We start from the raw sequence: 11,778 nt of genomic DNA, 5'->3' as shown, positions 1-11,778 counted from the left end.
TGAAGTATATGTTTTATTTCAACGAGCAAGGAATAGGAGCTTATCTACGGGCGCAGCTTAGTGCTTCCACATTCAGAAAATTGTTGGTTGCGCTGAAAACGGAAGTGGTTGTGCGCGGAGTGGGGAGTGGTTGAAAAAGCACTCCGTCTGTTAACTGAATAGCTACTTTGCCGCTAGTAAGCGAAGCTGTATTTCGCTTTAAGCGGCCTCTCGTATGCCTTTAGCTGTTTCTCGTCATCTGCCTGCCTTTTCCTGGCGTACGCGGCTACCGTGGCCCCATCTGGTGTGGCTCGGGTTGCTGGTTTATACGGATTTGCAACTTTGGTTTACCCGCGCCGGCCTCTACTACGCCGCCCCCGAAAATCCCGTCTTGTTCTGGCGCAATGCCCTGCTGGCCGACCTGCTCGACTGCTTGTTGTTTTACTTGAACTATTTGGTGCTACAGCCGCGCTTGTTTAAACCTCGGCGCGGCCTGGTTTACTTGGGGGCAATAGTGGCGGCACTACTGCTGTTTGCTTTAACGCGGGTGGCGCTGAGCGTAGTTGTAGCCGAAGGGGCGCAGCAAGGCCCGTTGCAGCTACATCTGCTGGCGCATGTGCAACTGCTGCTGGCCTATCACCTCCCGCTCGGCGGCCTGATTTTGCTGTTGAGTGCCGGCCTACGCCTGGCCAGCGACTACCTGTGTCAGCGCGAAGACCGCCGCGAACTAGAGCGCCAACACCTGCGTACTGAATTGTCGTTGTTGAAAACGCAGCTTCAGCCGCACTTCCTTTTCAACACGCTCAACAACATCTACTCGCTCACCCTGCAAGCCTCACCCCAGGCACCCGAAGCCGTGATGCGGCTGGCCGAGCTGATGCGCTACCAACTCTACGACAGTACCGACGACCTGGTACCCTTGGCCCACGAGATACGGCACTTACGGGGCTTTCTGGCGTTGCAGCTACTGCGCCTCTCTCCCACCGAAGCGGATGAAGCCCTGCCATTCACGGTGTTGCTGCCACCCGGCGCCGAATATGCCCGCCGGTTACCGCCCATGCTACTGCTGCCCTTGGTCGAGAATGCCTTCAAGCACGGCGACCTGGCTGCCCGGCCCCTAGTAGCTCGCCTGCACTTACAGCTAGAGCCTGATGGCCGCCTGCTCTTCTCGGTCCTGAACTTTTGCAACAACCAACTTACTCCCCATCCACCTGCGCTAGGTGGAGTCGGCCTAGCCAACCTGCGCCGCCGCTTGGAGCTGCTGTATCCGGGCCGCTACAGCCTCAGTGTAGCCAATGCCGCCACCGAGTATCAAGTGAAACTAGAGGTGCAACTATAAAAGACTATCTCCCCAGGTGAGTTGTCATTCCGACCAATGGGAGGAATCTGGCATATCTCGTTGAACGATTCTCCTCAGATTCTTTCCTTTGGTCGGAACGGCAGCCACTCCAATGAATAGATAGCACGAAGTGGATTTCTGCCTTTCAAATCTTGCTTGCCTCACTTTCTATGGAGCCTACACTAGCCCGCCGCCCCCTGACATGCGCCATCGTTGACGACGAGCCTTTGGCGCTGAACGTGCTAAGCGAGTACTGCGCGCAGGTACCTTTCTTAACCTTGAAAGCACAGTTTCAGGAGGCGCTAGCGGCAGTGGAGTTTCTGCAAGACAACCCCGTCGATATTGTATTTCTCGATATTCACATGCCCCGCCTCACGGGCTTGCAACTAGCCCAGCTGCTGCCGGCACCCGCGCCCCGTATCATTTTCACTACCGCCCACGCTGAGTATGCTGCGGAAAGCTACGAACTACCCGCCCTCGATTATCTGCTCAAGCCCATTCGCTTCGAGCGGTTCGTGCAGGCCGCCCACCGCGCCCGCGCTGCCCTTGCCCTAGTAGGTGCCGGAGCCACCACCGAGCCCGCCGAAAACCTCAACGAGGCCCTGTTCATCCGGCAAGACAACCGCCTCCGTCGGGTAGTAGTCGACCTGTTTTACGCCGAAGGGCAGAAGGAATACCTCATGCTGTACACTGCCGCCGGTAAATTGCTCACGCTCCAGTCGTTCCGGAGCCTAGAGGAACTCTTACCCCTCGGCCGGTTCGTTCGTATTCACAAGTCCTACCTCATCAGTTTGCGCCACCTGGAGTTCGTCGAGCGCAGTCGGGTTCAAGTTCATGGCACCTCCCTGCCCATCGGCGAAACATACCGAGAAGCCTTCCTAGAACACCTCCACTACCACGGGCGGGTATGATGGGAGCGAGGTAAGACGCAAAAAGCACGGCCTGCTTGAGCAGGCCGTGCTTTTTGCGTCTCGTGTACACTTAGTTATTGCTGCCCTTGGCCGCTGTCGCCTTGCTTGGTGTCGTCGTTGCGGATGCTGCGCTTGGGGCGCTGGGGCTGGTTGGTGGCTTTGCCGAAGCGGTAGTTGAAGGCCAAGCGGAGGCTACGCTGGTAGATGTAGTAGTTGCTGCTCTGCCGGAACTGGTCGGTGTCAAGGCGGCTGCTGAAGTTGCGCGTGGCACTCAGGAAGTTGTCGGCATTCAGCGTGATGTCGGCTTTTTCCTTGAGCAGTTTTTTGCGCAAACCCAACGAGTAGTACGTCCAGGCGGCTTGCCTGCCTTGCAGCTGAACACGTGGCGAGTTCAAGCCCCCGTAGGATTGGATGCTTAAGCCTTTCTCGAACCGGTAGCTGGAGTTCAGGTTCACATTGTACATCACCCCGTCGTTGGAATAGGACGACGTGTTAACGTACCCATCACCAAAGGAGAGGGCTGGGCTTTCCAGCCGTACATAATACACGTTCACGTTGCCGCCCACATCCCATTTCGTTGTGGGTTTCACCGAGCCGAACACGCTTACCCCGTAGGTGTTGTTGCGGCCGATGTTGCGGAACGTCTGGTTGTTGACCCCGTTTTGGTCGATAAAGCGCACGCTTTCAATGGCGTTGCCCGTGCGGCGGGTATAGGCCGAGAGGTTCAGCGTCGAGCTCTTGATAAACGTTGTATAGTTCAGCTCGTAGCTGTCCGTCAGCTCGGGCTCTAGATCAGGGTAGCCGTAGCTGACGTTGAGCGTATCGGAGGCGTTGACGAAGGGGTTCAGGAAGTAAATCTGCGGACGCTGAATCCGGCGCGAATACGCCAAGCGCACCGTTTGGCCCGGCTTTTTCGGGTTCTGTGGCTGGTAGCTCACGCTTAGGTTGGGCAGCAGGTTGGTGTACTTCTGCGATACGCCCGAATTTTCGCTTTGCCGCTGCTCAAAGGAGCCCTTGATGCGCGTGCTTTCTATTCGCGCCCCCAGCTTGAAGTTGAACTTCTTGGTCATCGAAAACCCGTAGGTGCCGTAGCCCGACACCACATCCTGGTTGTAGTCGAACAGGTTGGAGCGGGCCGGATTGAAGTTCAGGTCCAGGCCATCGTACACGTCGTAATCGCTGCTCACGCGGCGCATAATGGCTTTGACACCAGTTTCGAGCAGCGCAGTTTCCGAGAAAGGATGCGCGTAATCGGTCTGCAACGTGGTTTCGAGGTTGCGCGCGAGGTTGTCGCTTTGCTCCTGATACGTGATGGGCGCAATTTGGTCGCGGCCCTCAAACTGCTCTAAGTCGTAGTCCTGCACGTTGCGGTTGCGGGTGTGCTGGCCCAGCACACTCCACTCGCGTCGTTTGTCTTCGAAGGTGCGGGTATAAGAGCCGTTGATGTCGTAGCTCTGGGAGCTATACTCGCTGTCGGTATCCCGCGTGAACTGGTTGGCAGCTTGGGCCGGTTGAAGCAGGTTATTGAACTGTTGATTATTGTTTGAATTACCAAACCGGCTACCTTGAAAATTCAGGGTCAGATTGTGGTATTCGGCCGGGTCGTAGTCGAGGCCGATGCGGCCGAAACCGCCGCCGCCCAGCCCCTTGCCCTTGCCTTCCTGCTCTAGGGCCTGCACTTCAGAGCCGTCGGGGTTTTTCAGGTAGCGCGAGAGGTTGTTGCGGCTGGGGCTATAGAAAGCAAACCCACTGAGTGAGCTATTGACGCCGAACTTGCCCTTGCGGTAATTCACCGAAGCGTTGGCATTCGAGCTGCGCGTGCCCCCGGCCAACCCGACGCTCCCGTTGGCTCCTTGCAGGCTGTTTTTCTTGAGGATGATATTGATAATACCGCCCGTGCCTTCGGCGTCGTACTTAGCTGAAGGCGTCGTAATTACCTCGACGCTCTTGATCTGGTCGGCCGGAATTTGCTTCAAGGCATCGGCCACGGAGCTAGCTACCACGCTGGATGGCTTGTTGTTGATGAGCACGCGCACGTTGGAGGTACCCCGCAGTTCCACCCGGCCTTCGGGGTCAACGTTCAACAGCGGCACTTTGCGCAACACGTCCGCCGCCGTCCCCCCCGAGTTGGTAATGTCCTTTTCGGCGTTATAAACGATACGGTCTGGCTTGGTCTCAATTACGTCCCGCTCCCCCGTCACAGTTACTTCCCCCAGCTTTTGGGTAGTGGCCGTCAGCATGATATTGCCCAGGTCGGTGGTGCCCTCCGACACGGTCACGTTTTCGAGCCGGTTGCCGTAGCCCAGAAAGCTAATTTGTACCCGGTAGGAGCCGGGCGCCAGCCCTTTCAGCGCGAAGCGGCCCCGCTCGTCGCAGGCGGTGCCATCAATTGGGGTTTCGCCGGTAGCAGGCAGCAAGGCCACCGTAGCAAACTGAACGGGTTTTTTGGTGGTGGCATCCAGCACTGTACCCGTTACGCGGCCTGCGCCTTTCGGCGTTTCAGGCAAAGCAAGGCGCGGCGTGGGGGTTGTGGCTCCGGGCGCCCCGGCCGGCCGGGCACTAGCGGGCGGCGTGGTTTGTCCTACTACTGTTTCTGGGCCAGCGAGCAAGCCAGCTACACTTAATGAGGTTAATAATAGTTTGTTCATTAGAAGAAAATAGAGCGGAAAAAGATGCAGTGGAAGCGCACTGTGGCCTGGCGGCCGATAAGTAATCGGTAGGCATGAGAAAGCATTACACCCGGCGCCGGGAAATTGCTAGGCTGTTGGCCGCTAAAGGCCCAAAGAAGGATGCACCATCAACACGTAGCCGCATCCTCTGATAAGAAGCTGTAGTTATCTAACCACTTAATTCAAATGGTTGTGACTGGCTAGTTTTATGGTGGTCAGGAGCAGGAACTTACCTGCTCATAGTGTAGGCTATAGGTCGGCACAATTCGGCGTATCAACGCATAAGTATGTGTTAATATTTGATGACGAATAAGGACACTGCTACTTTTCTGGTGTTGCAGCAGTCTCTGCAAAGCAGACTAATTATTTTGGACGCGCCAGGGTGTGGACAGTAAGCAAAAAAGACCGTCCTGCCAGATCTGGCAGGACGGTCTGAATAGACAAGAAAATCTGTTTTCCGCTACTGTCCATAGACTCTAGTTGATTGCGGCAGTATAAGGTAAGGGTCGTGCTGACGTGTAGAGCAGAACCAATTGCTTGGAGTCGAACACAGCTCTCTGCTTAGCCAGCAGCACACGGAAAGGTTTCAACTCTTGTTCGGGTCAAGTGTAGATCCTGCTGATTAGCGCAAGGTAACGTATTGTAGATCAATTAATTGATTTACAGTTGGAAAAAGCAGGTCCATATTCTTCGAGCTAGGCAGGGATAAAAAAGTGCCAGCCACCCTGGTGAGGAGCGGCTGGACAATGTTGCAATAGTGTGCGGAACGAGTGCTATTAAATATAAACCAAGTGCCAAATTAGCGATTTTATTTAATTGACAATCGTTTTGCAATTTCAGCTGTGTGACGACCTTGGTAGCGGGCGCCTTCTAGCTCGTTGGCACTCGGCTGCCGCTCGCCTTGGCCACCCGTTACCGTACTGGCACCGTAAGGAGTACCACCAGTTACTTCCTCGTGGCCCATCTGGCCTTGCCAAGCGTAAGGCAAGCCTACGATTACAAAACCGTGGTGCAGCAATTCGGTATGAAAAGCCCGCAGGGTGGTTTCCTGGCCGCCGTGCTGCGTGGCTGTGCTTACGAAAGCACTCCCTACTTTGCCTACTAGCGCGCCTTTAGCCCACAAGCCACCGGTGCTGTCCATGAAAGCTTGCATCTGGCCGCACAAGTTGCCGTAGCGGGTTGGGGTTCCGAAAATGATGGCATCGTAATCAACTAGCTCCTCGGGGGTAACTACTGGCACATGCTCGAATGCTTTTTGGGCTCCAGTTGCTCCCGTTTTGTCGAGTATCTCTTGTGACAAAGTTTCGGGCACACGCTTTATTACCACTTCATTGCCTTCCACTTCGCGGGCGCCTTCCGCTATGGCTTCCGCCATTTTGTAGATGTGACCATACGTGGAATAAAAAATGATTAAGGTTTTCATGCTATTTATTTATGGAGGTGAAAAAGTGCTTGCAACAAGGACAGGTAGCTTCTTGCTACCGGGGATGGGGAAAGCTAATGAGGCAATATATGTAGGTACATTATAACCGTGAGTACGTTTGTTTGTCGCAATTGTTTTTCTTTCCACTTTCAAGTAGGAAAAGCGTCTTATAAAATATTTCACCCACGCTGCGCTGCGCATGCAACCGTTGAGGGCGCACGCGGGCTCTTCTGGTTGCAGTTGCGCCTTGGTAAGGGCAGCTCAAGGTAATTTGTTTAGCTTAGTTAGCGGCCTATGCAATTTATATACGTCCAGTACGCGCGGCTCCAGCAGGAGGCGTGGTCTGCAAGGGCACACGGTCCCGACCCCGCAGGTTGGGCAAGCCGGTGAGTGCACTTTCGTCTTTGGCTCTGCGACCCGCCACTGGGTTGCGGGGGTTGTTTGCCGGTGCGCCGGCGTCATCGACTGAGGCTTTCACTTCGCCCGCTTCCCCTGTGCGTCAACTCACGCCGCCCTCTCAGCTAAGCGAGGCCGAACTAATTGATGGCTGCCTCGCGGGCAGCCGCCTCATGCAGAAACACCTTTACGAGCGATTTGCGGGGCGGATGATGGCCGTGTGTTTGCGCTATGCCCAAACCACTTTCGAGGCCGAAGACGTGTTGCAGGAAGGGTTCGTCACGGTGTTTCGCAACCTAGGCAGCTTCCGCCGCGAATGTCCGTTGGAGTTCTGGATTCGGCGTATTATGGTAAATGCTGCACTCCGGCAGCACCGGCGAAATGCGCCTCTGGTTGCCGTAAGCGAGGGCGAATACCCAGAAGAGCTTGCGGGCGAGGAATTTACCTTGGCCAACTATGGTTTCGAGGAGCTCTTGACCATGGTGCAGGAACTAGCCCCGCGTTACCAGATGGTATTCAACTTGTTTGCTATCGAAGGATATGGGCACAAAGAAATAGGGGAGATGCTAGGCATTTCCGAAGGCACCAGTAAATCACAATACTCCCGGGCTCGGGCAATCTTGAAGTCGAAAATCGAGCGTCTCGACGCACAATCCAATCATGGCCACTTCCGCACCTAATACTACCCCCGATCCCCGGCCCACCGGCGACCTGGAGCATCTGTTTCGACAGAAGTTCTCCGAGGCCGAGGTGACGCCGCGTGCCGGTCTCTGGGAGCAACTCGACCACGAGCTGCTTGTCGAGCAAAACAACACCTACCGTCGTCGGCTGAGCGTACACCGTTGGGTGGCCGCGGCCTGTCTGCTGTTTTTCCTGAGCTTGGGCAGTTGGGCACTGCTGCGTCAGTGGGAAACCCCAACTCCTGGCCTGGCAACCCAGCGCGGTACCGATGCGGCCGTCAGCGGCCAGCCTGCCCTAGCGGCGGCCAATTCGGACGCGGATGCTACCACTGGAAACGCGCCGCAACTTGCCGATGCGGATGCAGTCGGCCCAACCGATGAACTGCTGGCTGTCGAAAACGGAAGTGCAACCACTGCTACTGCATTCGAGCCGGGCCTTTCCGTTAGCAAATCTACTCGTGCCACGGCTTACGCCCAAACCAGAACCTCGCAAGCGACTAGTTCGGGTAGTTCTATGCGTGTAATGGGTGCCGCAAACCCAGATTTTGCGGGGAGCCGGTACGCTATGGCTAGCTCTAGTTTGGTGGCCGCCCAATTCGGCAACAACTACCCAACCACCGAGAACAATCTGACCATGTCCGGCTGGAACAGCCTTGCGCCGCGTTTTGCTGGTTTGCGCGGCGGCTGGCTGGGTTCCCGTCCCGATACGCTGAAAGCTTCATTGTTAGCCGCTCCACAACCCGCCATTGGCGCGTTGGCGGCCGCGCAAAATCAGACGCAGACGTCTTCCCCCAAGCAGTGGCGTCGGTTGCGCCTGGGTGGGAGCTACGCCGCGTCGTCCTACAACCCTAACATCGATTTCTCCCGGACCAATGGACAGGCGCTGGCTGCTCAAGCAGATATGGTGAGCAATGCGCTCCGCAACTACTACCAAGACGACGCCGAAACTGAATACCGCCGCAACCTACGCGCCGGCTTGAGCCAGCGCGTGGCCTTCACGGCGGCTTATACTCTCAACAAGCGCTTAACCCTTACTTCGGGAGTTGAAGCTGGCCAGCAAACTGCTACCTCGGCTACTAGCTACGATTTTCTGGACGGCCAGCAGGTAAGCCGGGGAGTAGCCGACTTGTTTAGCAACACTGCCTTTTATGGCGCGCAAAGTATTGCCGCTCCAGCGGCTATGCGCAAAGCATCTTACCGCTACCGTACTATGGTAGTGCCCGTAGAAATACGGTATGGGTCGCAGCGTACGGGCACCTCGCTCTATGCCAAAGTGGGGGCTGCGGTGGGGTTGCTGCTAAGCACGAAGTCGGAGCTGCAAGAATATTCCGGGGCAACGCGCTCCAATACTGCTTTTGCCGCAAACGTTTCGACGAAAACAACGCGCCGGTATTCGCTGTCTTCCAACGACTCGCCCTACCGCAAAGTACAGGCTTCGGTACGGGGCGGGGCCGGAGTGCGCTATCAGCCCGCTAACGCCACCTGGAACTTGGCGCTTGGCACAACCACCGAAATGGGCCTCACTACGCTCAACACCGACCCTAGCCAGCGGCTGCTCAGCCAAAGCCGTCCTTACAGCGTAGGAGTGGAGGCCAGCGTAGAGTTCAACAGCCACAAGCCTACGCCAACCGCTCCGTAGTTGGCTGTAGTCACTTTCTCTGATTTAATTGAGTTTATGATCCGAATTCTTACCCATTTGCTGGCTTTGCTGCTCTTGCTTGGTGTGGGTGGCTGTAGCACGGATGTCGATGAAAACATTAGCCCTGCCTGCCCCGGCAAGTTTTCCGACACCCTTATTGCGCAGCTCAGCAAGGACCCCAAACGGACCCCGGCGGCTGAAATTACGCAATACACCTACCTGGGCCGAACCGTATATTTGGTAACGGGTGGGGGCGCTACGAGTGCAAACGGCGCGAGTATTACCCTCAACTACCTGTTTGATAGCTGTGGCACGGTTTTGTGTGCGGCCAGTGGGGGCCCCAACAACCAAGGAGATGGCCGCTGCCCCGATTTTAAAGCCAACGCTACCGACCCGGTTCTCATCTGGCGCGACCCACGCTAAGTACTGATTTAAAGCATAGCAGTCTATGTTCAAACCACACGCTCACAAACCATGAAAACACTTCTGTTTCTTTTAGCAATTTGGGGATTACTAGGGTTGATGCAGTGCAGCAAAAAAGACTCAGACCAAGTAGCAGAGTTAAACCAAACCATAAAGCTGCAAAACAAGCAGAGTACCACCGTGAAAGCAGTTGGTACGGACGTGCAGCTAACAGTTACCAAGATTTCCGATTCGCGTTGCCCTTCCGATGTAACTTGTGTTTGGCAGGGCGCAGCCACAGTAAACGTGGAATTGCGCGACCGGGCCGGCACTCTCCAAGCAACGGACCTTTGCCTGGGTGGCTGCCAAAATGATTCGGCTGCTGTAGTGCTCGACGCCGTTCCGTACTGGCTGTGCCTCACCGCCGTCGACCCGTATCCGTTGGCTTCGGCACCTTCGCCAAACCAAACGGCCGCGTTGCGCCTGACCCGGCAGTAACCTCTCACTACTTCAGCACACGCTCGAAAACCTGTCCGCAACCCGGACAGGTTTTTTTGTTTGCCAGGAAACCTCCACTTTGCTAATACAGTTATCATAGGCTGACCTTCGGTGAACTTCCGGTCAGTGTAGCTAACCTCTTCTGCATGGACTATCAACTTACTTCGGAATTCAAACCCACCGGCGACCAGCCGCAGGCCATCAAGCAACTGGTGGAAGGCGTCAACAACGGCGAGCCAGCACAGGTACTACTCGGAGCCACGGGCACTGGCAAAACCTTCACCATGGCCAACGTAATTGCCGAAACTGGCAAGCCGGCCCTCGTGCTGTGCCACAACAAAACGTTGGCGGCTCAGCTCTACGGCGAATTCAAGCAGTTCTTCCCCAACAATGCCGTCGAGTACTACATCAGCTACTACGACTACTATCAGCCCGAGGCCTACATTGCCAGCACCGACGTGTTTATCGAAAAAGACTTGGCCATCAACCAGGAAATCGAGAAGCTGCGGCTACACACCACGTCCACGCTGCTCAGTGGCCGGCGCGACGTGATTGTTATTGCGTCGGTGTCGTGCATCTACGGTATCGGCAACCCCGAGGAGTTCAGCAAAAACGTGATTTACCTGGCGCCGGGTTTGCGCTACTCGCGCAATAATCTGCTCTACCAGTTCGTGCAGATTCTGTATTCGCGCACCGAAATGGAGTTTACCCGCGGCTCGTTCCGCGTGAAAGGCGACACCGTAGATATTTTCCCGGCCTACGCCGACCATGCGTACCGCATCTTTTTTTATGGTGACGAAATCGAGGCCATTCACCGCATCGACCCGAATAGCGGCAAGAAGCTGGCCGATGAGAAGTCGGTGACGCTATACCCGGCCAACCTCTTCGTGACCGGCAAGGATACGCTCAACCAGGCCATCAAGGAAATCCAGTTCGACATGGTGCAGCAGCACGCCTACTTCGAGAAAGAAGGGCGCGACTCGGAAGCCAAGCGCATCATGGAGCGCACCGAGTTTGATCTGGAGATGATTCGGGAACTAGGCTACTGCTCGGGCATCGAGAACTACTCGCGCTACTTCGACGGCCGCAACCCCGGTTCGCGCCCGTTCTGCTTGCTCGATTATTTCCCCAATGACTACCTGCTGGTGGTAGACGAGAGCCACGCCACGATGCCCCAAATCCGGGCTATGTGGGGCGGCGACCGGAGCCGCAAAACGGCCCTCATCGAGTACGGTTTCCGCCTGCCTTCGGCGCTCGACAACCGCCCGCTTACGTTCAACGAGTTCGAAAGCATGTACCAGCAGGCTGTGTTTGTGAGTGCCACACCCGCTGACTACGAGCTGACCCAAGCCAACGGCGTGGTGGTCGAACAAATCATCCGACCCACCGGCCTGCTCGACCCCGAAATCGACATCCGGCCTTCGGTAAACCAGATTGACGACCTACTGGATGAGGTGGATAACCGCGTGAAAATGGGCGACCGGGTGCTGGTAACCACCCTTACCAAGCGGATGGCCGAGGAACTTCAGAAGTACATGGAGCGCTTGGGCATCAAGTCCAGCTACGTGCACTCCGACGTGAAAACTCTCGACCGGGTGGAAATCTTGCGCCAATTGCGCCTCGGCGAAATCGACGTGCTGATTGGCGTGAACTTGCTCCGCGAGGGTCTGGACTTGCCGGAAGTTAGTCTCGTGGCCATCCTCGACGCCGACAAGGAAGGCTTCCTGCGCGACCAACGCAGCCTGATCCAAACCATGGGCCGCGCCGCCCGTAACGACCGGGGCAAAGTCATCATGTACGCCGACCGCATGACCGGCTCCATGCAGCGCGCCATCGACGAAA

The 11,778-nt window shown here is 56.2% G+C and carries 9 protein-coding genes; 7 read left to right on the top strand and 2 right to left on the bottom strand.

The annotated features are described in order from the left end of the window. The first annotated feature begins 214 nt into the window (after window positions 1–214). Both ACFE7X_RS16395 and ACFE7X_RS16390 read left to right on the top strand, forming a co-directional pair. A complete protein-coding gene (locus ACFE7X_RS16395; RefSeq protein WP_375436766.1) occupies window positions 215–1,318 on the top strand; it encodes a sensor histidine kinase in 1,104 nt (367 codons plus the stop codon). A 170-nt stretch (window positions 1,319–1,488) separates the two neighbouring features. Further along, a complete protein-coding gene (locus ACFE7X_RS16390) occupies window positions 1,489–2,229 on the top strand; it encodes a LytR/AlgR family response regulator transcription factor (protein WP_375436765.1) in 741 nt (246 codons plus the stop codon). 74 nt (window positions 2,230–2,303) lie between these two features. Here the strand turns inward: ACFE7X_RS16390 and ACFE7X_RS16385 are convergent, their stop codons facing one another. Both ACFE7X_RS16385 and wrbA read right to left on the bottom strand, forming a co-directional pair. Beyond that, on the bottom strand, window positions 2,304–4,877 hold the full coding sequence (locus tag ACFE7X_RS16385; protein WP_375436764.1) for a TonB-dependent receptor domain-containing protein: 2,574 nt from the start codon (window positions 4,875–4,877) through the stop codon (window positions 2,304–2,306). 829 nt (window positions 4,878–5,706) lie between these two features. Beyond that, entirely contained in the window at window positions 5,707–6,321 is a 615-nt protein-coding gene (wrbA, locus tag ACFE7X_RS16380) for an NAD(P)H:quinone oxidoreductase (protein ID WP_375436763.1), read from the bottom strand. Between the two features lie 404 nt (window positions 6,322–6,725). Here wrbA and ACFE7X_RS16375 point away from each other — a divergent pair, with 404 nt between their 5' ends. The 5 genes from ACFE7X_RS16375 to uvrB all read left to right on the top strand — a co-directional run. Further along, a complete protein-coding gene (locus ACFE7X_RS16375; protein ID WP_375436762.1) occupies window positions 6,726–7,397 on the top strand; it encodes an RNA polymerase sigma factor in 672 nt (223 codons plus the stop codon). After that, complete coding sequence (locus tag ACFE7X_RS16370; RefSeq protein ID WP_375436761.1) at window positions 7,378–9,036, top strand: hypothetical protein; 1,659 nt, start codon at window positions 7,378–7,380, stop codon at window positions 9,034–9,036. Before ACFE7X_RS16375 ends, ACFE7X_RS16370 begins: the two co-directional genes overlap by 20 nt. Window positions 9,037–9,072: 36 nt before the next feature. Further along, window positions 9,073–9,459, top strand: coding sequence for a DUF6970 domain-containing protein (locus tag ACFE7X_RS16365; RefSeq protein WP_375436760.1), 387 nt, complete (start codon window positions 9,073–9,075; stop codon window positions 9,457–9,459). Window positions 9,460–9,510: 51 nt separating this feature from the next. Next, on the top strand, window positions 9,511–9,936 hold the full coding sequence (locus ACFE7X_RS16360) for a hypothetical protein (protein ID WP_375436759.1): 426 nt from the start codon (window positions 9,511–9,513) through the stop codon (window positions 9,934–9,936). 146 nt (window positions 9,937–10,082) lie between these two features. Beyond that, window positions 10,083–11,778 (top strand): excinuclease ABC subunit UvrB (gene uvrB, locus ACFE7X_RS16355; RefSeq protein WP_375436758.1); only part of this gene is annotated, 1,696 nt, incomplete at its 3' end.

The organism is uncultured Hymenobacter sp. (genome assembly GCF_964242765.1).
Lineage (GTDB): Bacteria > Bacteroidota > Bacteroidia > Cytophagales > Hymenobacteraceae > Hymenobacter.
The sequence above is the reverse complement of the archived record's forward strand: the minus strand, read 5'-3'. Positions and strand labels throughout refer to the sequence as shown.

Bases quoted from the DNA above. Each gene is read 5' to 3' on its own strand.
- ACFE7X_RS16385 (WP_375436764.1), bottom strand. From the start codon at position 4,877: ATGAACAAACTATTATTAACCTCATTAAGTGTAGCTGGCTTGCTCGCT.
- ACFE7X_RS16390 (WP_375436765.1), top strand. From the start codon at position 1,489: ATGGAGCCTACACTAGCCCGCCGCCCCCTGACATGCGCCATCGTTGAC.
- ACFE7X_RS16360 (WP_375436759.1), top strand. From the start codon at position 9,511: ATGAAAACACTTCTGTTTCTTTTAGCAATTTGGGGATTACTAGGGTTG.
- ACFE7X_RS16395 (WP_375436766.1), top strand. From the start codon at position 215: ATGCCTTTAGCTGTTTCTCGTCATCTGCCTGCCTTTTCCTGGCGTACG.
- ACFE7X_RS16370 (WP_375436761.1), top strand. From the start codon at position 7,378: ATGGCCACTTCCGCACCTAATACTACCCCCGATCCCCGGCCCACCGGC.
- wrbA (WP_375436763.1), bottom strand. From the start codon at position 6,321: ATGAAAACCTTAATCATTTTTTATTCCACGTATGGTCACATCTACAAA.
- ACFE7X_RS16365 (WP_375436760.1), top strand. From the start codon at position 9,073: ATGATCCGAATTCTTACCCATTTGCTGGCTTTGCTGCTCTTGCTTGGT.